This window comes from Bacteroides sp. AM10-21B, from assembly GCF_003472565.1.
Taxonomy (GTDB): domain Bacteria; phylum Bacteroidota; class Bacteroidia; order Bacteroidales; family Bacteroidaceae; genus Bacteroides; species Bacteroides propionicigenes.
In genome coordinates this window covers 110,099-135,815 of record NZ_QRME01000004.1, presented here as the reverse complement: position 1 = coordinate 135,815, position 25,717 = coordinate 110,099, and the positions used below count along the sequence as shown (strand labels likewise).

Annotated in this window: 15 protein-coding genes; 10 read left to right on the top strand and 5 right to left on the bottom strand. The window is 43.0% G+C overall.

Going from position 1 to position 25,717, the window contains the following annotated elements; translation table 11 throughout:
• Positions 1-16: 16 nt before the first annotated feature.
• The 8 genes from DW121_RS06475 (at position 17) to DW121_RS06440 (ending at position 15,082) form a co-directional block, all read left to right on the top strand.
• Positions 17-4,063 carry a two-component regulator propeller domain-containing protein gene (locus DW121_RS06475; RefSeq protein ID WP_118323335.1) on the top strand — a complete coding sequence of 1,349 codons (4,047 nt, stop codon included), beginning with the start codon at positions 17-19 and terminating at the stop codon, positions 4,061-4,063.
• A 7-nt stretch (positions 4,064-4,070) separates the two neighbouring features.
• Positions 4,071-5,186: an aldose epimerase family protein gene (locus tag DW121_RS06470; protein ID WP_118323416.1), complete on the top strand. Its 1,116-nt coding sequence runs from the start codon at positions 4,071-4,073 to the stop codon at positions 5,184-5,186.
• Between the two features lie 32 nt (positions 5,187-5,218).
• Positions 5,219-5,671 carry a cupin domain-containing protein gene (locus tag DW121_RS06465; protein ID WP_117710871.1) on the top strand — a complete coding sequence of 151 codons (453 nt, stop codon included), beginning with the start codon at positions 5,219-5,221 and terminating at the stop codon, positions 5,669-5,671.
• 266 nt (positions 5,672-5,937) lie between these two features.
• On the top strand, positions 5,938-9,150 hold the full coding sequence (locus DW121_RS06460) for a SusC/RagA family TonB-linked outer membrane protein (protein WP_118323334.1): 3,213 nt from the start codon (positions 5,938-5,940) through the stop codon (positions 9,148-9,150).
• Positions 9,151-9,171: 21 nt separating this feature from the next.
• Positions 9,172-10,845, top strand: a complete 1,674-nt coding sequence (locus DW121_RS06455; RefSeq protein WP_117710870.1) for a RagB/SusD family nutrient uptake outer membrane protein — start codon at positions 9,172-9,174, stop codon at positions 10,843-10,845.
• Between the two features lie 200 nt (positions 10,846-11,045).
• The gene (locus DW121_RS06450; RefSeq protein ID WP_118323333.1) at positions 11,046-12,335 is read left to right on the top strand and encodes a DUF4995 domain-containing protein; all 1,290 of its coding nucleotides are present in this window, start codon (positions 11,046-11,048) and stop codon (positions 12,333-12,335) included.
• 18 nt (positions 12,336-12,353) lie between these two features.
• On the top strand, positions 12,354-14,354 hold the full coding sequence (gene hepC, locus DW121_RS06445) for a heparin-sulfate lyase HepC (protein WP_118323332.1): 2,001 nt from the start codon (positions 12,354-12,356) through the stop codon (positions 14,352-14,354).
• 98 nt (positions 14,355-14,452) lie between these two features.
• Positions 14,453-15,082 carry an AAA family ATPase gene (locus DW121_RS06440; RefSeq protein WP_117710867.1) on the top strand — a complete coding sequence of 210 codons (630 nt, stop codon included), beginning with the start codon at positions 14,453-14,455 and terminating at the stop codon, positions 15,080-15,082.
• 127 nt (positions 15,083-15,209) lie between these two features.
• On the opposite strand, the gene DW121_RS06435 is transcribed toward DW121_RS06440, so the two are convergent.
• Positions 15,210-16,871 carry a putative transporter gene (locus DW121_RS06435; RefSeq protein ID WP_118323331.1) on the bottom strand — a complete coding sequence of 554 codons (1,662 nt, stop codon included), beginning with the start codon at positions 16,869-16,871 and terminating at the stop codon, positions 15,210-15,212.
• 22 nt (positions 16,872-16,893) lie between these two features.
• Positions 16,894-17,118, bottom strand: a complete 225-nt coding sequence (locus tag DW121_RS06430; RefSeq protein ID WP_117710865.1) for a hypothetical protein — start codon at positions 17,116-17,118, stop codon at positions 16,894-16,896.
• Positions 17,119-17,140: 22 nt separating this feature from the next.
• Here DW121_RS06430 and mutA point away from each other — a divergent pair, with 22 nt between their 5' ends.
• Both mutA and scpA read left to right on the top strand, forming a co-directional pair.
• A complete protein-coding gene (gene mutA / locus DW121_RS06425; RefSeq protein WP_118323330.1) occupies positions 17,141-19,042 on the top strand; it encodes a methylmalonyl-CoA mutase small subunit in 1,902 nt (633 codons plus the stop codon).
• 84 nt (positions 19,043-19,126) lie between these two features.
• Entirely contained in the window at positions 19,127-21,274 is a 2,148-nt protein-coding gene (scpA, locus tag DW121_RS06420) for a methylmalonyl-CoA mutase (protein WP_009123127.1), read from the top strand.
• Between the two features lie 327 nt (positions 21,275-21,601).
• On the opposite strand, the gene DW121_RS06415 is transcribed toward scpA, so the two are convergent.
• The 3 genes from DW121_RS06415 to hepC (DW121_RS06405) form a co-directional block, all read right to left on the bottom strand.
• Positions 21,602-22,864, bottom strand: coding sequence for a DUF4995 domain-containing protein (locus DW121_RS06415; RefSeq protein WP_117710863.1), 1,263 nt, complete (start codon positions 22,862-22,864; stop codon positions 21,602-21,604).
• 156 nt (positions 22,865-23,020) lie between these two features.
• Complete coding sequence (locus DW121_RS06410) at positions 23,021-23,713, bottom strand: DUF6250 domain-containing protein (RefSeq protein WP_117710862.1); 693 nt, start codon at positions 23,711-23,713, stop codon at positions 23,021-23,023.
• A gap of 13 nt (positions 23,714-23,726) precedes the next feature.
• Positions 23,727-25,709 (bottom strand): heparin-sulfate lyase HepC, encoded by a 1,983-nt coding sequence (hepC, locus tag DW121_RS06405; RefSeq protein ID WP_118323329.1) that lies wholly within the window; start codon positions 25,707-25,709, stop codon positions 23,727-23,729.
• Positions 25,710-25,717: the final 8 nt, after the last annotated feature.

Genomic DNA, 25,717 nt, shown 5'->3' with positions numbered 1-25,717 from the left:
TTAATATGTAATATATATGAGAATTCTTCGGTCTTTGTTAACATTCTTTGGGGCATTCTTGGCCGGTATCGGATATGCCGGTGGTATAGACGATATGCATTTCACACATATTGGCTTGGAAGAAGGCCTTTCACATTGTACGATATTCGGAATAAATCAGGATAAGGAAGGTAATTTGTGGTTTGCTACTTATGACGGGGTTAATAAGTACGATGGCTATAATTTTACCGTCTATCGGCATCAATATACGAATCCCCAAAGCATAGCTTGCGATATTAGCCGTTGCGTCACAGTTGATGACTCCGGAAGGGTATGGATTGGTACAAGAGAGGGATTGTCCCTTTATAACCGGAATCAGGACACTTTCTCGAATTATGTTTATAAAAGAAATGGCTATAAGGTAGCTGTCACCTGTATTGCACCAATGAATGAGGATTATCTGATGTTGGGTACGGCAAATGAAATATTACTGTTTGACATTAATCAGGGGCGTATTCTGAATGATACGCTGCCGCATCCGGCACATTTGCTGAGTGCTACCGCTATGGTTCGTCAAGGAGATAATATTTATATAGGGGCAAAAGAGGCGCTTTATGCTTATTCTTTAACAAAAGGAACCTTAGAGAAGCTATTGGATATGCCGGCGAGCGTTCAGATACATTCGATTTTCTGCCAAATGTTTAGCCGGATATGGATAGCGACGGAAGGTGAAGGGCTGTATATGTATGATACTAAGTCTAAAGCTTTGAAGAATTATAGGCATGAGGAGGGAAATTCCGGCTTGAATTCAAACTATGTTCGTTCTTTGGCTGTGGATCAGCAAAACCGGTTGTGGGTTGGTACTTATGGCGGTTTGAATATTTATGAAGAGAGTAAAGACCGTTTTTTGTCCATAAAGAATTCTATGGTGCAGGACGCGAGTTTGTCACAGAACTCTGTCCGCAGCATCTTTATGGATTCGCAAGGCGGAATGTGGTTGGGCACTTATTGGGGCGGATTGAATTATTATCATCCTTTATGTAATCGCTTCCAGCATATTAAGCATATTCCATTCGCTAATTCAATCAGTGATAATGTGGTCAGTTGCATAGTGGAGGATAAAGCAAAGAACCTATGGATTGGGACTAATGGAGGGGGCTTGAATTTTTATGACAGTGCATCGAAGACTTATAAATGCTATTTATTGAATTCCGGTTCATCCAAAGCTACGTCTTCCAAAGATATAAAAACGGTTTATGTGGATGAGCGGACTGATAATATATATATCGGAGCACATGCCGGCGGCATGATTGTGCTGAACCGTAGGACAGGACAACAAAGATTCTTTAATACCCAAAACAGCGATTTGCCCAGTAATAATGTTTATTCTATTTTACCGGACGGGTATGGAGGGCTTTGGATAGCATCGTTGAATGCTTTAATCCATTATGATATAGCTAATAATCATTTTCAGACGGTGGATAGAGACAGTAAAGGGCATCGGCTGCAAGAGTTTAATGGTGTGTTGTTCCGGGATTCGAAAAGACGTATCTGGGCAGGAGGAGAAATGGGGCTTTCAATTTATAATCAAACCAATACATCTTTGACAATCAATACGGATTATGACATTGCTCCCATATTGCAGAGGTCTTTTATCAATTGTTTTTATGAATCTGCATCCGGGCATATATGGGTTGGAACACGTAATGGACTCTTTGCCCTGAAAGAAAGTACAAAAGACTTTCTGCAATATACAACAGCAGACGGTCTGCCGAGCAATGTTATTTATGGCATATTGGAAGATAGCTATGGACGTTTGTGGATAAGTACCAATCAGGGTTTGAGCTGTCTGAACCCGGAAAATAGAAAATTGCGTAATTTTACTATAGTAGACGGCTTGCAGAGCAATCAGTTCAATGCCGGTTCTTTTTGCCGCATCAGTAATGGAAATATGCTTTTTGGAGGAATTAACGGGATTACTTCATTTCGTCCCGAAACGCTTATAGACAATCCGTATTCTCCCAAGCCGGTTGTAAATAAGTTGTATGTATCCAATAAAGAGGTGCTGCCCGGTGATGAAACCGGTATCCTGAAGAAATGTATAGAGAACGGAGATTATATAACATTGACTTCTTCTCAGAGTTCTTTTGCTATTTCATTTGTCGTTTCAAACTATATTGCCGGAAAGCATAACACTTTTGCCTATAAGTTGGAAGGGTATAATGATTCATGGTACAGCCAGGATAATATAAATCTGGTTTCTTACTCAAACCTGCCTGCAGGAGACTATACATTCTATTTAAAAGCCGCCAATAATGATGGAAAATGGAGTGAGGTGCTCGAAGCTCTCCATATACGGGTGCTTCCGGTATGGTATCGTACCTGGTGGGCGATTTCCGTGTTGGTTGTTTTGTGTGCGGCATTGTTGTTTGGTATATTGCGCTTTTTCTGGTTGCGCAAAAATATGCAGGCTGAGATCCTAATGGAGCGGTTGGATAAAGAGAAGCAGGAAGAAATCAGCCAGATGAAAATTCGTTTTTATATTGACATCTCCCATGAACTTCGCACCCCTCTTACTTTAATTGTTGCTCCGTTACAAGAACTTTTAGAGCGTATTAAAGGGCATTGGGAGCATGAAAAATTATCGTATATTCAACGTAATACCAATCGTTTGCTGCATTTGGTCAATCAGCTCATGGATTATCGCCGTGCCGAATTGGGAATTTTTAAGTTAAGACCGATATATGCTAATGCTTATAAGAAGGTACTGAATTGCTTCCTGAATTATGAAAGCTTGTCAAAACGGAAAGATATAGATTATAATCTGTATACGGAATTGCAGGATGAAGAACTGTTGTTTGATGAAACTTATTTGGATTTAATTGTAAATAACCTGCTTTCAAACGCCTTTAAGTATACAGAAAAAGGAGAATGTATCACGGTACGGCTTTATAAAGAAGATACTAATCTTGTTTTGCAGGTCATTGATACAGGTGTCGGTATCCCGGAAGAAAAACAGAAAAAGATATTCGAACGTTTTTATCAGGTAGAAAACGGACATGAAGGAAGCGGCATCGGTTTGTCTTTAGTTCAGCGGTTGGTAGAGCTACATCATGGGCGGATTGTTTTAGAAAGTAAAGTGGGTGAAGGGTCGACCTTTTCAGTTTATATTCCACAGGATAAATCGGTGTATAGTTCCGAGGAATTGCTTCAACAGGAAGGCGATTCGGAAGAGCAGCGCGCCTACTATACAAATGCGCATGATATCTATGTTGGCGATGAAGAACTGTCGGAGACCAGTGTGTTGACAGATGAAGAAAAGGAAAAACGGGGTACTGTCTTGGTTGTGGATGATAATCAGGAACTTCGACAATATTTGGTAGGTGGGTTGTCAAGTGATTTTAGCTTGTTGGAAGCGGATAATGGGCAGAAGGCATTGGATTTGTTGAAAGGGCAAGAGGTCGATTTGGTTATTACTGATGTAATGATGCCTGTAATGGATGGCGTGAAATTATGTAAAGCTATAAAACAAAATATACGTACTTGCCATATCCCCGTATATATGTTGTCGGCAAAGGCTGACATAAAATATCAGTTGGAGGGACTTCAAGTCGGAGCGGATGATTATATTCCTAAACCTTTCTCCATGCCCATTCTGAAAACTAAGATTCTGAATGTGTTGCGTACTCGTTATCGTGTTTTTGAACGCTACTCCAATACAACGGAAGTGGAGCCTGAGAAGCTGGCGAATAATACAATGGATGAAGAGTTATTAAGAAGAGCTATAACTATCATCGAGAAGAATATGGATAATGTGGAATTCTCAACCGAATTGTTTGCCAGGGAAATGAACATGAGCCGTTCTAATCTTCATTTGAAGTTGAAAGCGATTACCGGTAAGTCAGCTATAGACTTTATCCATAAAATAAGATTTAACCGTGCGTGTCAATTATTGAAAGAGGGTAAATATTCTGTTTCGGAGATTAGTTTTATGGTAGGTTATAACTCGCCTTCTTATTTTGCCGCGCGTTTTAAGAAATATATGGGATGTTTGCCTACGGAGTATGGGAAAAATAATATATGATGTTACTATGAACAAGCGAATTATGCTATTTGTGCAGCTGGTTTGCCTCTCACTGACGTTGTGGGGGCAAACGAATATGTCCGGATTTTCCATAACAAAGGAGGATAGTTTGCAGCATGAGGGCAAATCCGTGGAACTTATCAAGATAGTAAATAAAAACGGAATGACTGTTAAAGTGACAAACTATGCGGCTTCCTTAGCATATGTGTCCGCACCGGACAGAAATGGTGTGTTTGAACCGGTGGTTTTAGGGCTTGATAGCCTGTGTTACTACTTTGGCAGGCAACCTAAGCTTGGCGCTACGGTAGGACGTTTTGCCAATAGAATTAAAAATGCGGAACTAGCTTTGGACGGTAAAGTCTATCATTTAGATAAAAACAGTAAGGAACACTCTATTCATGGCGGTATAAAAGGGTTTCATTTGCAAGTCTTTAAGACAGATACTTGTTATACCGCAGGAGATACGGCGATTGTCGTGTTTAAATATCTCAGTCCCGATATGGAAGGTGGCTTCCCCGGAAATCTCAGCCTTTCATTGGCTTATAAATTTACTAATGACAATGAGCTTATTTTGGATTATGTTGCATCTACGGATAAGCCTACTGTAATAAACCTGACCAATCATAGCTATTTTAATTTGACGGGGTGCAAAGAATCAATCTTGAATCATTATTATATGATTAAGGGAGATTCTATTACATTGGTAAACTCTACAGGCATACCGACCGGAGAACTTATGTCTGTAGTGGGAATGAAATATGATTTTAGAACCTTACAACCTATAAAACGGCGTATAGAGCAATCAGGAAAGGGATATGATACCAATTACAAACTCAATAAAGCGCCGGGTAGTTTGGCATTTGTAGCCCAAGTAGTGGATTCTGTGTCCGGTAGAGTTTTGAAAGCATATACTACGGAACCGGGAATGCAGTTTTATACCCCCGGTTCGGACTTGAGTTATCTGAAAGGAGTTGGGCATTTGCGCTATGGAAAGTTTTTCGGGTTTTGTCTTGAGATGCAGCATTTTCCGGATTCTCCGCATCATCCGCAATTTCCTACAACTGTATTGTTACCCGGAGAAACCTATCGCCAAACGACTATATATAAATTTGAAATATTATAAGTATTTAAATAATTATCAAACAAAAACAGATTATGAAAACAAAAAATTGGAAAAAGTATGTATGCTTGGCTGGAATTTTTTTATTTATGCTTCCCGGAATATACGCTGCACAAGATGGAAACGGTAGGACAGCAGGTGAACCGATAAAAAAAACACGCAGTGAAACTTTTATTAGCGGAGAAAAAGAATGGGAACCGGCCGGTACGGGTGTTACTCGCCAGATTATGGGTTATGACGGACAAGTGATGCTGGTGAAAGTGAAGTTTGAGAAAGGAGCTATAGGAACCCCTCATGCCCATTACCATACGCAAACGACTTATGTGGCAAGCGGAAAGTTTGAGTTTACAGTAGGGAATGAGAAGAAAATAGTGAAAGCCGGTGATGGCATTTATATTGAACCGGATATTCTGCATGGTTGTGTTTGTTTGGAGCCGGGTGTGCTCATAGATTGTTTTGCTCCGATGAGAGCTGATTTTTTGAAATAAAATTAGTGGCAGACTTAGTAGAAAAGACAGCTTGATTAACGAATATTAGTACGACAAGAGATATTTACTTGATAAAGAAAAACGAGCCTGTGTATATGTGTGGCCTTGTTTTCAATACAAAAATATCCTTTATTGTACAAAAATAGCATTTGAAAAGTGTAAAAGTGTGATGAATAAAAACAATACTTTTACACTTTTTTTAGCATTTGCAGTATGTTTGCTGTCGAAAAAATTATTTCTAACGTAGAACCTTAGATTTATTTATTATGTACAAATTAAAAGAACTATTTTTAATGTTAATCCTCGTCTTTGTGAGTATGTCTGCATATGCGCAAAGTTTGACTGTAACCGGAAAAGTCATTGATAACGAAGGATATGAAGTAATCGGTGGTAGTGTTACTATTAAAGGTGCTGCCGGTGTAGGAACAGTTACAGACGTGAATGGTAACTATTCTTTGAAAGTAAATGATGCATCTAAAGATGTGTTGGTATTTTCGTATGTGGGTATGACTCCCCAAGAAGTAAAGGTTAATGGTAAAAACGTAATCGATGTAACATTGAAAGCTGACGCTGTAATGTTGGATGAAGTGGTCGCAATCGGTTATGCTACAGTTAAACGTAAAGATTTAACAGGGTCTGTAGCATCAGTTAACAGCAAAGAACTATCTAAAGTGCCAACGAGTGATATAACCCAAGCATTGGCAGGACGTATGGCCGGTGTGCAGGTGACACAGAGTGAAGGCGCTCCCGGTTCATCTATCTCAATTCGTGTTCGTGGGGGTATTTCTATTACTCAGAGTAATGAACCTCTTTACATCATTGACGGTTTCCCCAGTGAAGACGGTATGTCTACTCTTGACCCGGCGGAAATTGAAACGATTGACATTTTGAAGGATGCTTCCGCTACCGCTATTTATGGTGCTCGTGGTGCGAATGGTGTTGTTGTTATTACTACAAAGAGTGGTGGTAAAGACGGTAAGGCTACTGTTACTTTCGATAGTTATGTAGGCTTTAAGAAAGTAGCCAAGAAATTGGATGTACTTTCTACCAGAGAGTTTGCCATGTTGGATTATGAACGTCGTTATTATAGTGCTCTTACGGCTAAAAACAGTACTCAGGAAAACTTGGATAAAGCTGTTGCTGATTTTGAAAAGCTATATGGAAAGTATGCTGACATCGATGCTAACTATGCTAACCGTGCAGGTATCGATTGGCAGGATGAAACATTGGGACGTACTGCATTGACGCAGAATTATCGCGTAGGTGTTTCAGGCGGAACAGAAAAGTTGAATTATAACTTGGCGTATTCTTATTATGATGAAGAGGGAGCTATGGTGTACAGTGGTAACAAGAAGCATAACATCTCGTTCAGTATGAATCATAAACTGAACGAACGTTTAAGCGTTAATGCTCGTGTTAGCTATGACCAAATGAAAATTTACGGTATGGGTACCTCCGAAGGTGGTGACCGTTTCAATAAAATGCAGCACATCCTGCAGTACCGTCCGATGGTAGGTATCGGTGGTACAGACGATTTGTTGTTAGGTGATGAAGACCCGCTTTTGGTGGATGATACCGGTAATGTGATGCAGAATCCTTTACTTTCTGCTGCCGAAGAGACTAAAGACCGTGAATATCGTACATTCCAGGCTAATGGAGGTTTCACTTTGAAATTGTTTAAAGGATTCTCTTTCCGTAACACAACGGGTATGCGCTATCAAACACGTCGCAATGATATATTCTATGGTGATAAGTCTATAACAGCTAAGCGTTCAAGTATTAATGGTAGCATTGAGAATATAGAAAACGGTAGCTTCCAAACGTCGAATGTGTTGAATTATAACTGGTCTGGCAAGGGACACGATATAACTGCCATGGTTGGTCAGGAATACGTTAATCGTTGGAACCGTCGCTTTTCGGCTGCTGCCGCCAACTTTCCGAACGATGATATAGGTTTGGGAGACCTTTCGTTGGGCTTGCCGACTGCGGTTTCGTCTTCCGAAAATTACGATGATAAGCTGCTTTCTTTCTTTGCACGTTTCAACTACGATTTCAGAGACAAATATTTGTTTACTGCTTCGTTCCGTGCAGACGGTTCTTCTAAGTTCGGTAAGAATAACAAGTGGGGATATTTCCCTGCATTCTCTGCAGCTTGGCGTTTGGGCGAAGAAGAGTTTATTAAGGATTTGAACATCTTCTCTGACTTGAAAGTGCGTGTGGGTTATGGTATGGCCGGTAACAACCGTATTGACAGTTATCTGAGCTTGCCGATGCTAAGTTCGGTTACTTATCCTAACGGTGACTCTACACAGCCCGGTTATATATCCAAGCAGATACCTAATCCCGATCTTAAATGGGAAGCTAACAAAACATTCAACTTTGGTCTCGACTTCGGTTTCTTTAACCAACGCCTGACTATTTCTCCTGAGTTTTATATCAACCGCAGTAGCAATCTGTTGTTGAGTGCCAAATTGCCTACGTCATCCGGTTATGATACGATGGTTATCAATGCCGGTGAAACGGAAAATAAGGGTATTGACTTGACAATCAATTCTACCAACATCATGACTAAAGACTTCACTTGGAATACAGCTGTAACGGTTTCACACAATAAGAACTCGGTAAAACAGTTGACCGGTGAAGATGTACAACTTTGGGAAGCTAACTTCGGTTACAACCAGAATACGCATATTATCGGTGTGAATCAGCCATTAGGACAGATGTATGGATATGTAACAGACGGTCTGTATCAGGTATCTGACTTTGATTATGATGCAGCTTCAAATACTTATACGTTAAAAGATGGTATACCTTATTCCGGTAAAAAGGCAGATGTCAAACCGGGTATGTGGAAATTCAAGAATGTAGATGGTAGCGAAGACAACAAGATTACAGAAAATGACAAGACTGTGATTGGTAACGCTTATCCCAAGTTCTACGGTGGTATCAACAATACTTTCACTTATAAAGACTTCGATTTGAGTATCTTTTTGACTTACAGCTTTGGCAACGATGTGTTCAATGCTACCAAGCTGACAAATACTAAGACTGCTTTGCAGAATAAAAATGTATTGGATATCGCCAACTCCAGCAACCGTTGGGTAATGGTGAACAAGAAGGGTGAATGGATTACAGATCCCCAAGAAATGGAAGAAATGAATAGAGGCAAAACAATTGCTGCCGTATATGACAATGAGATTGGTGATACTTATATTCATTCATGGGCTGTAGAAGACGGTTCTTATTTGAAGTTGAGTAATATCACGTTGGGTTATACATTCCCGAGAAAGATGCTCAATAAGATTGGTATCAGTAAACTGCGTCTTTATGCTACAGGTTCCAATCTGTTGACTTGGACTAAATATTCAGGTTTTGATCCTGAAGTTTCTACAATGGGTAACGGTTTGACGCCGGGTGTGGACTTTGGTGCTTATCCTAAGAGCCGCTCGTTCGTTTTCGGTATTAATTTAGCTTTCTAATAACCTTAAAAGGAGAATAAGATGAAAAAATATAAAATGATTGCGCTCAGCGCACTGATTGCAGTAGGATTCACCTCTTGCGAATTGGATGAAAAACCTACTTCTTACTATGAGAAGGATGCTTATTTTCAGACATATAATCATGCAAAAATGGCAGTGGTGGGTATTTATGACTGTTTGGCCATAGATAAACATTATGGACAGTTTGAAATGGCTATGCCGGCTTCGGATGATACCTATTATATAAATGGTACCGGAACAGACAATACGCGCCGTGATATTGCGCATTATACAGTGAAAACAACCAATACGTGGATTGCCGATTTGTGGAAGTATAAGTATATGGGTATAGACCGTGCCAATTACGCCATTGAGAATATTAAGAAAATGGAAGGGTATGAAGAAAGTACCGAACTGCAGGAACTGGTAGCTGAAGCGCGTTTCTTGCGTGCATTCTTGGCTTTCGACTTGGTTAAATATTGGGGAGATGTCCCATTTAAAACCGAATATACTTTTTCATATAATGATATTAACAATGGTCGTGTAAGTCGTGAAGAAATATATGATTACATTATTGACGACTTGAATTTTGCAAAAAACAACTTGCAACAAGCAAGTGCGGAACTTTCTCCGGAAGTTCCTTCACAGGGAGCAGCTCATGCTTTATTGATGCGTGTCTATTTGCAACGTGCCGGTTACAGCTTGCAACAAAATGGAAACCTTACTCGACCGGACGAAGCAAAACGTAAAGAATATTTTGAGGCTGTAATCACAGAATGGACTACTTTCCAGAGCAAAGGTTATCATGGCTTTTATGACGGCGACAACAGTTTTAAAGAATTGTTTATCGGCTATTCAGCCGGTGTCTTGAACTCTAAAGAAAGTCTGTGGGAAATAGCCTTTAATCCTACGGGAAGCGGTTATAAAGATAACTCCGGAACTTGGGCTACGTATAACGGACCGTTGGTGGAAGCTCCGGGTGCAGGCGCTCCGAAAGAAGTCATGGGACGTGCCAATGCTTTCTTCCGTGTGATGCCTGCTTGGAAAGATTTCTTCGAAGCAAATGATAAGCGCAGGGATGTAATGATATGTGATTATCAATACAAATGGGATGCAGATAAAAAGGCGCATAAAAAGACTGTAAATAAGAAACTGCAGGATTGGTATCCGGGTAAGTGGCGTAGAGAGTGGATGCCGTTGGGCTTTATAGATCCTAACAATACAGGTGTCAACTATTGTCCTTTGCGCTACGCTGATGTAGTGTTGATGGCAGCCGAGGCTTATAATGAAACAGGTAACACCCCGAAAGCTTGGGAACTGTTAAACGATGTTAGAGGGCGTGCGGGTGCTACTAAAACTAATTCTTTGCAAGAATATAAGAATGTGCAAAAGAAGTTGTACGATCTGCCTTTCTTCAATGGTGGCGACAATGCTGATAATTTCCGTACTGCCCTTTATTGGGAGCGTGGCTTTGAATTGGCTTTTGAAGGTCAGCGAAAATATGATTTATTGCGTTGGGGTATCTTGGGCGATGCATTGAAGTTGTTCCAAACTAAGATGGATAAATCATTGAATGGTAAATATGTGGCTGGTGACAACTTTGTGAAAGGCAAGCATGAACTCTTTCCTATACCATTGGGAGAATTACAAGCTAATCCTGCTTTGAATAACCAAAATAATCCCGGTTATGAATAAATAGGTTTATTGTTATAGACGAATAGCAGAGATAATTCTGCTTTGAATATTGAAAGGTGTTTCAGGGTTGGCAAAGCCACAAAGCTATTTTGTTTTGTGTCAACCCTGTTAAACATCTTTTTGACTTTTCAGAGATTGTAAACATACCAATTGAAATGAGTTGTTCGATTGATAAAATAAAATAGGAGATAGTATACGAAATGAAAAAAATATCATCGTTTAGTTTTATTCTTATAATATTGTGCGGATTCTCTGCTTGTTCTTCCAAACAATCAAGTGAGGATTATACTTGGCTGAAGCACGCCATAGATGTTTCTGCCGAACAGCTGAAATATACTGTGAATGATGTGGGAGATTCCGTTTGGCTGCCCCGTTCTGTTTGGACAAGTTATGGTACAGACTTTTTGTGTACCCAATTAGAGAAAGATCCGCTAACTTTTGCAGACTCCTTGCGGGTGAAGCCTGTTAAAGGGGAAGTAGGCTCCCGTCGTTATTGCTTTTCTATTTATGATTGGACGAGTGGTTTCTTTCCGGGTAATTTATGGTATGCTTACCAACTGACGGGTGATGAAGGACTGAAAAAGGACGCTGTCAAGTTCACAAACTACTTATATCCTTTGCGTGAATATAAAGGTACGCATGACATCGGTTTTATGATGAACTGCAGTTACGGTAATGCTTATCGCCTGTGTCCGGCTGACAGTGTTCGCCAAGCACTGGTACAGACTGCCGATAACTTGTGCGGTCGTTTTAACCCGGAAATAGGTTGCATCCGTTCATGGGATTTCGGTAAATGGAATTTCCCTGTTATCATTGATAATATGATGAATCTGGATTTGTTGTTCTATGTCAGTCATCTCACCGGTGATGATAAATATAAGGAGCTTGCCCTGAAACATGCAAAAACAACGATGAATAATCATTTTAGGGATGATTGTTCATCCTATCATGTAGTCAGCTATAATAATGACGGAACAGTAGAAAAGAAATGTACGCATCAAGGGCAGAATGACAACTCTTCATGGGCACGCGGACAGGCATGGGGTGTATATGGCTATACATCTTGTTATCGTGAATCAAAAGATGCAGGATTCCTGCAACAAGCTAAGAATATAGCCGCGCTGATTATGGAACGTGTAAAAACCGATGATGCAATTCCTTTGTGGGATTATGATGCACCGGATATCTCCCGGACACCTCGTGACGCATCTGCCGCTTCTATTACCGCTTCTGCCTTTATAGAATTGAGTACGCTGACCGAAGACGGGCAAATCTATTTTGATTATGCTGAAAAGTTGCTCAAAAGCCTTTCATCGGATGCCTATCTGGCAAAGGTAGGTACCAATCAAGGTTTTATATTGATGCATTCTACCGGGTCATTACCCAATGGTTCTGAAATAGATACACCGATTAACTATGCCGACTATTACTATCTGGAGGCATTGCTTCGTTATATGCAGGTGAAAGGCATTGATTACAAGAATATTTAATCTTATTATTTATATATCATGAAAGTAGTAAAATACATTTTAAGCGCTCTCTTCTTGGCTATTACCATTGTTGTAGATGCACAGCAGCTCCGGAAAGAAGCTTTTGAACTGCTGAATCTGGATTATCCGGGTTTGGAGAAAGTAAAAACAGCGTACTCACAACAGAAATGGAATGAAGCCGCACAAGAGTTATTGAATTATTACCGTAACCGTACAAATATCATACATCCCGACGTTGACTTGAAGAACCTCACCCTGTCAAAGGAAGAACAGAAATGGGCGGACGATGCTTTGGAGCACACTTTTTTTGTACATAAAGGCTATCAGCCCTCATACAACTACGGTAAGGATATCAACTGGGAATATTGGCCTGTGAAGGATAATGAGTTGCGTTGGCAGCTTCACCGCCACAAATGGTTTACCCCTATGGGTAAGGCCTATCGTATGTCGGGTGATGAGAAGTATGCCAAGGAATGGGCTTTTCAATATCTCGATTGGATTAAAAAGAATCCGCTGACTCAGGTCAAGAAAGAAGAGTTCGAGTTGGTCAGTGCCGGCGAGATAAGAGACAACGCGGATAATGTTCGTTTTGCATGGCGCCCGCTGGAAGTCAGCAACCGTCTGCAGGACCAGACCGGTCAGTTCCTTTTGTTCTGCACATCAAAGGCATTTACACCGGAATTCCTGACAGAGTTTCTGGTGAATTACCACCGCCACGGTGAATTTATTTTAGGGAATTACTCGGACCAAGGTAATCACCTGCTGTTTGAAGCGCAGCGTATGGTATATGCCGGTGTTTTCTTCCCGGAATTCAAAGATGCCGCCGCTTGGAGAGAGAGTGGAATTAATATTCTGAATCGCGAAATCAAGAAGCAAGTATATAATGACGGCGGTCAGTATGAGTTAGACCCTCACTATCACTTGGCGGCAATCAATATATTCTGCAAGGCTCTGCGTATGGCGGATTGTAATGGATTTCGCAATGAATTCCCGACAGAATATTTGGATACAATAAAGAGTATGATTGAGTTTTATACCAATATTTGTTTTCCCGATTATACCAATCCTTGTTTCAGTGATGCCAAGTTAGGCGATTATAAGTCTGAACTTGCCAATTACCGTGACTGGCTCGCACTCTTTCCGGAGAATGAGTGGATACGCTATTATGCCACAGAAGGTCGTGAAGGCTCTACTTTGCCTTATCTGTCTCATGGTGCGTTGACATCGGGTTTCTTCACTTTCAGAAATGGTTGGAAAAAGGATGCGACCGTAATGGTAGTGAAAGCCGGCCCTAAGGGTGAATGGCATTGCCAACCGGATAACGGTACTTTCGAACTTTGGTTTAACGGCAAGAATCTGTTCCCCGATTCGGGTACATATGTCTATGCAGGAGATGCTGAAGTGATGAAACTGCGCAATTGGTTCCGCCAGACACGTGTGCACAATACGTTGACGTTGGATGGCCGTAACCTTGAGACTACACAGTCTGCAACCAAGTTATGGCAACCGGAAGGTAAGGAACAAATCTTGGTTACTGAAAATCCGAGTTACAAAGGTTTGAAGCATCGTCGTACGGTATTCTTTGTCGACCGGACCTATTATGTCATAGTAGATGAGGTGGTTGGTGATGCTGAAGGAACGGTTAACCTGAATTATCACTTCTGTGAGGGCACGGTGAATATCGATGCAAAGAAGAATATGATAACCACGGCATACGAAGGTCCGAGTAATGTGAAGTTGCAATGCTTCCCGGAAATGAAAGCCTCCTTGAAAGAGATAGAAGGCTGGCGTTCCACCGCCTATCGCCAACGCGTACCCCGCACTTCCTTGTCTTTCGATGTAAACAAGGGCAATGCGGATGCCATACGTTATATAACGATTATTTATCCGGTAAAAGATGTTGCTGCCTATCCGGTTCTTAAGGCAAAATTCTTGAACAAGGGTTTTGATGAGAAAGGCGTGAAGGTGGAAGTTTCTGTTAACGGTACGACTCGCCGGTTGGAATCTCTGTTGAAGTAAACCAAATGAGTGTTTAAGAAACAAGGATTCTCTGCCCGAACTTGATATTTAGCAGGAGAATACTTATATTTGCTACCAATCATTCAGAAAACATATCTATGGACAATAAATTTGTAGTAAATATAGGTCGTCAGTTGGGTAGCGGCGGACGAGAGATAGGAGAGAAGCTGGCTGTCCGGTTGGGCATTGACTTCTATGATAAAGAACTGATTAATCTTGCTTCCGAAGAAAGCGGATTATGCAGGGAGTTTTTCGAGAAAGCCGATGAAAAGGCTTCTCAGGGAATTATAGGCGGCTTGTTTGGTATGCGCTTCCCGTTTATCAGCGACGGGGCCATGCCTGCAACCAATTGCTTGAGTAACGATGCACTGTTTAAGGTGCAAAGCGATGTGATACGCAAACTGGCTTCCGAGAAGTCCTGTCTGTTCGTCGGGCGTTGTGCCGACTATATTCTGCGGGATAATCCGCGTTGTGTCAACATCTTTATCTCCGCATCGCGTGAAGATCGTATAGCCCGTTTATGCCGTCTGCACTCTATCTCCGAGAATGCAGCAGAGGAGAAGATGAACAAAGCGGATAAACGACGTGCGGAATATTATAACTACTATAGTTATAAGACTTGGGGAGCGGCAGCCACCTATCATCTGTGCATTGACTCGTCTGTATTGGGAATTGATGAAACGGTCGGTTATATAGAAGGGTTCATAAGGAAGAAGCTGAATTTATGAAAAGCCCGCTAAATAAACTTTATAATAATTGAAAATAAACGGTGATGTGCCAAAACGAATGAGAACTAAAATTCGTTTTGGCACATCACCATTTATTAATAGCGTTGAAAACGCTTTGAACCAATTTCTACATCATTGCCAGCAGTATCATCTGTCCTGCCAGAATACGCAGGAACATCGTCAACGGATAAACCGTAGAATAGCCTACTGACGGCGCATCGTTACCCGATGCCTGATTGGAATATGCCAATGCGGGCGGGTCGGTATTACTACCGGCAATCAAACCCATTAACGTGAAGTAGTTTACCTTGCAATAAAGGCGGGCTATAATGCCGATTACCAGCAATGGAATGGTTGTAATCAAGAAACCATAACCTACATACGACAAACCGCTTCCTTCCACTACCGTCTGTACAAAATGCTCTCCCGCTTCTATACCTACACTGGCAAGGAAGAGCACGATACCTATTTCACGCAACATCAAGTTAGCGCTCATGGTAGTGTACGTCACAAGATGCAGTTTATGTCCGAAGCGTCCGATAAGGATAGCCACAACCAGCGGGCCGCCTGCCAGACCTAACTTCACCGGAGTCGGCATACCGGGGAATGCGATAGGAAGGCTACCCAGCAAGATACCGAGGAATATGCCGACGAAGATGGTTACGATGTTCGGTGTGTCCAAACGTTTCAATTGGTTACCCAATACGCCGGCTACACGCTCTACGGCATCCTGTTGGCCTACGACCATTACGCGGTCACCTACTTGGAGTACAAGGTTGGGATCGGCAAACAAGTCCATACCCGAACGGTTGATGCGTGTTACATTTACGCCGTACATACTGCGGAAGTGCATGCTTCCCAGTTTCTTTCCATTGATTTCCGATTTGGTAACCAAGATACGTCGTGACACCATAGGAGTGTCCTGCTTTTCCCAATCCACTTGGATTTCCTTACCGATAAAGGCAGTCACAGCCTCAGCATCCTCTTCGGAACATACAATAAACAACTGGTCGCCGATGTGGAATTCCGTATCTTGATTCGGGATGCTGACGTGTCCTTCATGGCGAATGCGGGAGCATACGAAAGAGCGTCCCAAAAAGTCCTTTACCTGAATCAGCTTCTTGCTGTCGATAGCCTCATTACGCACTTCCAAATGCAGCATATGCGGCATATGCTTCATATCTGCTTCTTGCGTATTAAGCTGTTCTTCTTCTTTCTTCAAGTTAATGCGGCAGATATAGCGTACGGCGATAATGGAGCCGATGATGCCGACTACACCAAGCGGGTAAGCACAGGCATATCCCAGCGCAATTGGGTCTCCTGTATAATTCAGCTGGTTCAGCGCTTCTTGGGCAGCACCCAAACCGGGAGTATTGGTTACGGCTCCGTACAGAATACCTACTATCATCGGCAGGTCTATATTTCCGTCGATGAAGTAAATGCTCAGTGCGACAATGATATTCAGTGCTACAATACCCACAGCAAGCATATTCAGCGTCATACCTCCTTTCTTGAAAGAAGAGAAGAACGACGGTCCTACTTGCAGACCGATACAGAACACAAATAAAATCAAACCGAATTCGCGGATGAAATGTAAAATGTGTGTTTCACCTGTAAATCCAAAATGTCCCATTAGAATACCGGTGAAGAGTACAAATGTGACTCCCAGCGATACCCCGAAAACTTTAATCTTGCCCAACAGTACCCCCACAGATATAACGAATGCATATAAGCAAACGATATGAGCGACGGATGAAGGGTCCCAAAGAAGACTTTCTAACCAGTTCATAGTACCTTATTATATGTTGCTTTTAAAATTTTTGCGCAAAATTACTTAATAAAGAGGAGCTAACAAAGGGTTTGCCTTTCTTTTTGTAATACCAACTTTGCAAAAACAAGGCGTATGCGGGGAATATGTCTGAAATAAGGATAAACATAGTGCCATCTGTAAGTGCAATTTTCCCTAAAAAGCCTTTTTGTTTTAAGTATTTCCTTATATTTGCAAGTCTCTTGATGACAAAATGAATACTATTCATCTATTTTAATTTTAAATAAACTATGGCAGACAGTAAAGAAAAACTCTTCTCGGACTTTTCTCCGGTTTCTACGGAACAGTGGATGGAGAAAGTAACCGCAGACTTAAAAGGTGCGGACTTTGAGAAAAAGCTCGTTTGGAGGACGAATGAAGGATTCAAAGTGAAACCTTTCTATCGTATGGAAGACCTCGAAGGTTTGAAGACCACAAATGCCCTTCCCGGTGAGTTCCCGTATCTTAGAGGTACAAAGAAAAACAACAATGAGTGGTTCGTTCGCCAGGAAATCAAGGTGGAATGTCCTAAAGAAGCCAACGCCAAAGCATTGGATATCCTGAATAAGGGCGTTGATTCACTTTCTTTCCACATGAAGGCGAAAGAACTGAGTGCGGAGTATATCGAGACTTTGCTGAAAGACATCTGTGCCGAATGTGTGGAACTGAACTTCTCCACTTGCCAGGGACACGTGGTAGAGTTGGCGGAACTTTTAGTCGCTTACTTCCAAAAGAAAGACTATGACCTTACGAAGCTGCAGGGTTCTATCAACTACGATTATTTCAACAAGATGCTGGCTAAAGGCAAAGAGAAAGGCGATATGGTAGCTACTGCCAAAGCCTTGATTGAAGCTACTTCCGCTCTTCCGAAATATCGTGTGCTGAATGTAAATGCACTGACACTCAACAATGCGGGTGCATATATCTATCAGGAACTGGGTTATGCGCTGGCTTGGGGTAATGAATACATGAACCAACTTACTGATGCCGGACTGCCGGCAGCGTTGGTAGCCAAGAAGATAAAGTTTAACTTCGGTATCAGTTCCAACTACTTCCTTGAAATTGCAAAATTCCGTGCAGCCCGTATGTTGTGGGCCAATATCGTGGCTTCTTATAATCCGGAATGCCTGCGCGATTGCGAAAACAAGGGCGAGCATAATGAATGTCGTTGTGCCGCCAAGATGAGAATACATGCGGAAACTTCCACCTTTAACCTCACTTTGTTCGATGCGCACGTCAACTTGTTGCGTACGCAGACTGAGGCTATGAGTGCCGCTCTTGCAGGCGTTGACTCCATGACAGTGGTTCCGTTCGATAAGACCTATGCAGCTCCCGATGAATTCTCAGAGCGTCTGGCACGCAACCAACAATTGCTGTTGAAAGAAGAATCTCACTTTGATAAGGTGATTGACCCGGCTGCCGGTTCTTACTACATCGAGAATCTGACCGTGGCTATTGCCAAGCAAGCTTGGGAACTGTTCCTTGCAGTAGAAGAAGAGGGCGGCTTCTATGCTTCTGTAAAATCCGCTAAGGTACAGGCGGCTGTGAACGAAAGCAATGCGGTTCGTCACGCAGCTGTTGCCAAACGTAAGGAAGTGTTGTTGGGTACTAACCAGTTCCCGAACTTCAACGAAAAGGCGAGCGACAAGAAACCTTTGGAAGCTTCTTGCTGTTGCGGCGGGCACAGCACTTGCGAAAAAGATGTTCCTTCACTGAACTTCGACCGTGCAGCCAGCGAATTTGAAGCGCTGCGTCTGGAAACGGAGGCTTCGGGTAAGCGTCCTAAAGCCTTTATGCTGACTATCGGTAACTTGGCAATGCGTCAGGCACGTGCTCAATATTCTTGTAACTTCCTGGCTTGTGCCGGATATGAAGTTGTTGACAACCTCGGTTTCCCGACTGTAGAGGAAGGTGTGGAAGCTGCAATGGCAGCTAAAGCCGATATTGTGGTTCTCTGTTCAAGTGATGATGAATATGCGGAATATGCTGTTCCTGCTTTCAAAGCTTTGAATGGCCGCGCTATGTTCATCGTGGCCGGTGCTCCTGCTTGCATGGATGAGTTGAAGGCGGCAGGTATCGAGAACTTTATCCATGTTCGTGTCAACGTTCTGGAAACATTAAAGGAATTCAACAAGATATTAATCAAGAATTAAGAATGAGAAATGAAGAATAGGTTGCGCATTTATTCCGCATGGTAATTCTTCATTCATCATTCTTCGTTCATCATTTTTAAGAAGATGAGAAAAGATTTTAAAAACTTAGATATATATGCCGCTTTCCAGCCTGCCAATGGCGCTGAGTGGCAAAAGGCTAACGGCATCAAGGCCGACTGGAAAACTCCGGAACACATTGAAGTGAAGCCTGTTTACACGAAAGAAGACCTCGAAGGAATGGAACACCTCAACTATGCGGCAGGTATTCCGCCCTATCTGCGTGGTCCGTACTCAGTGATGTATACTCTGCGTCCGTGGACTATCCGTCAGTATGCCGGGTTCTCTACTGCCGAAGAGTCCAATGCTTTCTATCGCCGTAACCTGGCTTCCGGTCAGAAAGGTTTGTCCGTTGCATTCGACTTGGCTACCCACCGTGGCTACGACCCCGATCATGAGCGTGTAGTAGGTGACGTTGGTAAGGCAGGTGTATCTATCTGTTCACTGGAAAACATGAAGGTGCTTTTCGACGGTATTCCTTTGAACAAGATGTCAGTGTCTATGACAATGAACGGTGCGGTGCTTCCGATTATGGCATTCTACATCAATGCCGGTTTGGAACAGGGAGCCAAGCTGGAAGAAATGGCAGGTACTATTCAAAATGATATTCTGAAAGAATTCATGGTGCGTAACACTTATATCTATCCGCCTGCATTCTCCATGAAGATTATCTCCGATATCTTTGAATATACATCTCAGAAGATGCCTAAGTTCAACTCTATCTCTATCTCCGGTTACCATATGCAGGAAGCCGGCGCTACGGCGGATATTGAGTTGGCTTATACACTGGCCGACGGTCTGGAATATCTTCGTGCAGGTGTTGCTGCAGGTATTGATATTGATGCGTTTGCGCCTCGCCTGTCATTCTTCTGGGCTATCGGTACCAACCATTTTATGGAAATAGCCAAGATGCGTGCCGCACGTATGTTGTGGGCTAAGATTGTGAAGCAGTTCAATCCGAAGAATCCGAAATCACTGGCATTACGTACGCACTCCCAGACTTCCGGTTGGTCACTGACTGAGCAAGACCCGTTCAACAATGTAGGCCGTACTTGTATCGAGGCTATGGCTGCCGCTTTGGGGCATACACAGTCTCTTCACACCAATGCTTTGGATGAGGCTATTGCATTGCCTACCGATTTCTCCGCACGTATTGCACGTAATACGCAGATTTATATTCAGGAGGAAACTTATATCTGCAAAAATGTCGATCCATGGGGCGGTTCTTATTATGTAGAGTCTCTGACCAATGAACTGGCGCACAAGGCCTGGGAACTGATTCAGGAAGTGGAGAAACTGGGAGGTATGGCAAAGGCTATCGAAACCGGTATTCCAAAGATGCGTATCGAAGAGGCTGCCGCACGTACGCAAGCCCGCATCGACAGCGGTTCACAGACTATTGTAGGTGTAAACAAGTATCGTTTGGAAAAAGAAGCTCCCATCGATATCCTTGAGATTGATAATACAGCTGTTCGCCAAGAGCAGATTCAGAACCTGAAGACATTGAAAGAAGGTCGTGATGAAGCTGCTGTTCAGAAAGCGCTCGAAGCCATCACCAAATGTGTGGAGACGAAAGAGGGTAACCTGTTGGAACTGGCAGTGGAAGCCGCACGCGTTCGTGCCACATTGGGTGAGATTTCGTATGCTTGCGAAAAAGTTGTAGGACGTTATAAAGCAGTAATTAGAACTATTTCAGGCGTGTATTCATCAGAAAGTAAAAATGACAGCGACTTCCACAAGGCGTGTGAGTTAGCTGAGAAGTTTGCGAAGAAAGAGGGACGTCAACCTCGTATCATGGTAGCCAAAATGGGACAAGACGGTCACGACCGTGGCGCCAAAGTTGTAGCGACCGGATATGCGGACTGCGGTTTCGATGTGGATATGGGACCGTTGTTCCAGACTCCTGCCGAAGCGGCTCGCGAAGCTGTGGAAAATGACGTTCATGTAGTAGGTGTTTCTTCATTGGCTGCCGGACACAAGACATTGGTTCCGCAGATTATTGAAGAACTCAAGAAGTTGGGTCGTGAGGATATTGTAGTTATCGCAGGTGGTGTAATTCCCGCACAAGACTATGACTTCCTCTATAAAGCAGGTGTAGCTGCCATCTTCGGTCCCGGTACTCCGGTAGCGAAAGCTGCTTGCCAGATTCTTGAAATCTTGTTGGATGAGGAATAATCTGTAAAGATAAATGTTAAAAAAAGGACGGAATATGTTTACATATCCGTCCTTTTTTCTTAATCTATGTTATGAAACATACTTTTTTTCTTGGATAATTTGCAGATTTCTCAAATGTCCGTATCTTTGCAATGTGTTTTTCATAGTATTAGATTTAAGGTTAACAAAGGTTGGAGTACAGCGGTACTCCTTTTTTTATGCCCTTACATTACGTAAGGGCATAATCAGAACCTCTCTTAGATATGTTTATAAATAGAGAACGGGGATAAACGATTATCCCCGTTCGTCAAAGTTAAAAAAAACAACCCTTTGTCTAACCTTGATTCTTTATTTTTTCATATCGATGTATTTCTTCATCGCTTCCAGATAGTAGTAGTCTGCATAATTCAGGGGTACATCTATCTCGGAACCGTGAGGCAGTGAACCGGTGGAGTGCATTAGCACGTAACCTTGATTGCTGCCTTTGGCAGACAGGTAACCGGGACCGGAAAGGCTTTTCAGAATAGTTTCGGCATAGTCTGAATATTTCTTTCCGTCGGGTACGAAAGTACTGAGTTCTAAAAAGGCAGATGCTGTTACAGCAGCGGCAGAAGCATCGCGCGGAGTCTTTTCGCCTGCCGGAGCGTCATAATCCCAATAGGGAATAAGGTCATCGGTCTTTACGCGTTCCATAATCATGTCTGCAATGTGGACGGCTTCTTGCAAGAATGCAGTATCCTGAGTCTCACGATAACAGGACGTGTAACCGTATACGCCCCATGCCTGTCCGCGCGACCAAGCCGACTCCGCGTTTTTACCCTGATGCGTTTGTTTTATTTCCACGCTTCCGTCATTGTTGTAGCTGACTACGTGATATGAAGTGTAGTCGGGGCGGAAATGATTTTTCATTGTGGTTTGTGCATGCTTTACGGCTATATCCTTATATTTATTGTTTCCTGTCAGTTTGGATACGTTGAACAACAAATCCAGATTCATCATATTGTCAATGATGACGGGAAAGTTCCAGGTACCGAAGTCCCATGAACGGATGCAACCTATTTCCGGATTGAAACGGGCGCACAAGTTGTCCGCTGTTTCCACGAGTACGGCTTTTATGGTATCGTTGGGAGCCAGACGGAGAGCATTGCCGTAGCTGCAGTTCATCATGAAACCTACATCATGCGTACCTGTCAGCTTTCGTACCGGATTCAGTATATTGGTGTATTCGACAGCACGTTTTTTCAGCTCTTCATCACCGGTCATTTCGTAGGCATACCAAAGGCTTCCGGGGAAGAAACCGCTGGTCCAGTCGTAAATTCCGCAAAGATGGCGTTGTCCTAATTGCAGGGCTGCCGGGTTGGGACGCAAGGAGTCAATGTAAGATTTGTTCTCACGCTGCAATTGCGCATCAAGGAAATTGATGTCATAGCCGGCATAGATGGAACGCGGCAGTTTGTCTGTTCCGGACAGCTCCTCGGCTGTCAGTTTCAGTTGATAGGAAGCGGCATCAAGTGCATTGCTAATCCAGGCTTCTTCTTGAACCGGTGTGTTTTTACAACCTGTCATACCTACGAGCAGGGCGGTTGCAAATAACAAAGAGTTTCTTTTCATGTTATTAAATATTTAGTGATTATCGTTTGTTGACAAAAGTATGGATATTCAGGAAATATTTTGTACAAGATTGTCGAAAGCAACTTAGACATAGTTCAAAGGCATATCACTTTTGTCGAACACGGTTTTAATTCTGTATTTTCTTACTATGCGGCATTATTTTCCTTGTAATTTCTTGACTTGAAAGTCTGTGAATAGTGTATGGTTTTTCAGTAGCCGCAGGCCGAAATGTCCATCCCCCTCATTGTCTTTTATGGGCAACCGGAACAATTCTTCACCATTGACGCGATAAGTTGTGATTCCCTTTTCTACACGAATCCGGATGTCATACCATTTATTGGGCAGTAACAGATGCGCTTTGTCCGTATATTCTTTGATTACGGGGCGTGCCACCGCATCGTTGGTGTCTGCCGCTTTGGCAAAGTATTGACGGAAGCGGGTGGTGGAGTTATGGTTCCCACCATACCCCACATAAAACAGGCTCAATGTCTTGTAACGCTGAAAGATTCCGTTTCTCCATCCGCTGCGTGCAAAAAGATTGTCGGGATGCTCCGGATCATTGGCTCCCCAGAAGCAGTTCAAGTCGCTAAGGCGGTCGTATTTGCCGCCTTGCATCAACATCTTCACGCGATAGCTGATTTCATAGTCTCCGGTGATGCGCCGGTTATACCACAGTGTAAGACCTTTCGGAGCGGTAATTTCCAATGTATCACCCGATACGAGGATTTTTACTTCACCGGAGTGGTCTTCTGTTGTCCAATCCTTTAAGGCCACCTGTGCCTGGGCCATGAATGGAAGTAACATTAATATGCTTCCTAATACGAGTGTGTGAAGGTTGCTTCTTGCCATAAATGTTGTTTTATTACAGTTGATATTTTAATGTCTGCTTTTTCCCGTTGAGGCTGACTTCCACTTCCATGGCATCGGAACTGTTGTTCTTAATCTTGGCTTCCATTTTCGGGAAGTCTTTTGTGCTCTTGGCAGGATAGATAACGGTTACAAACTGTACGTTTTCTTTCTCTTTCTTTTCCGTATTGAACGAAACTGCGGTACGTTCGGTACGTTGACGATAGGCGACTGAGTACCAGCCTTCTTCTTTCTTCAGCGTTGTTTTCTTGGGAACGAAGCATTGTAATTTTACTTGGCTTTCACCTGCAAAGTCTGAAGAAAGCGAGAACGTTTTAGCGTCAATATCAATGTCACCGTCACATAACTGATAATGCAGGTTTACATTTCCGGTGGCGTTTCCTATCGCTTCATCCACGATAACGAAGTATTGCCGGTTCACGAAGAATACGGAGCGACGGTGTTTCAAGCCTTTATAACTCGGGTTCTCCGTAACCAATATTTGTACATCTCCTTCCGGTTTCCACAACTTGGTTACTGACTCTGTGGTTTCCAGATTTTTATTATCCAAAGTCAAAGTATTATGTACGGCAGTCTGCCTGAACCAGTTGCGCAGCTTCATCACTTCCGCCCCGCCGGCATAGATGTACGAACCGGAGTCGGGGAACAGGTTCTTGCCGTTAAACCACAACTCGAAAGTTCCGTTGTCCGGTTGGCAGTGCCATTCGCCCTTAGGACCGGCTTTCACTACCATTACAGTAGCGTCCTTCTTCCAGCCGTTTCTAAAGGCGAAGAAACCGGACTTCAAGAAACCTTTGGAAAGGTTTGCCGGAGCTTCTCCCTCTTGCCCGTTGGTTGCAAAGTAGCGTATCTGTTTGTTTTCGGGGAACAGTTTGAGCCATTCTTTATAATTGGCTTGTTCTGTTTGCGGGTCTCCTTTTTTGGCATCACTGAAACAGGGATTGGTGTAGTCGGGGTAACAAACGTTCATGTAGAACATAATCATGGATTCAATCGTGTTGATGTAATGAGCGGGAAACTCATTGCGGAATCCGTTAACGTCCGCCATACGCAGTGCTTTGCAGAATATCTCTATACAAGCTAAATGGTAGTGCAAATCCAGCTCGAACTGACCGCCGTCCGGGTAAACCTGTACTTTTATTTCCCTGTTCAGGATGTCGATACCGCTTTTTCTCCATGCTGCCGCTTCTTTAAATTCCGGGAAGAAAGCGCCGGCGGCCAGCATACGTTGCGCTTCAAACAGCAGATGATTGCCTTGGTCCGAGTAGTTGCCGAGGATGTGGACGGCATGTCTGTGATAGTTCACCAGAAACTCTGTCAGGAAGGCGGGGGTAAACGAGGGGGAGTTGATAAAGAGTGTAAACTGGTTGATTTGGTCTTGCAGACGGTGGCTGGTTTCCAACGGACGCCACGCGAAACGTACATTCTCGGCATCTCCTTTCACCTCTCCGGTGCTGGCAAGTTCAAACTCTTCTTTGGTGACGGTGGTCAACGGGTTTTTCATCACCCAGTCGAGGTATTGGAAAGTCCATTCCTTGGCGTACTTCTCATTACCCGAAATACGATAAGCCTTACCCATAGGGGTAAACCATTTGTGGCGGTGGAGTTGCCAACGCAGCTCATTGTCTTTCACCGGCCAATATTTCCAGTTAATGTCTTTTCCGTAATTGAAGGCGGGCTGATAACCGTCGTGCACGTAGAATGTGTGCTCCAGTGCTTCGTCCGCCCATTGCTGCTCACGTTTGTTGATGGTGATATTGCTTAAGTCGATTGCCGGGTTGACAACGCCGGTGCGGTGGCGGTAATACTCCAAAAGCGCTTGCGCCGCAGCCTCTTTCTTTCCTTGTCCGTAAAGGTCTTTCACTTTTTCCAAACCGGGATAGTTCAGGTTCAGCTGTGAAAAAGCCTCTTCATTGATGGATTGTGCCTGTAATGAACAGGATAACATACAAATCAAAAGTACAATAATGTGTCTCATGTAGTTGG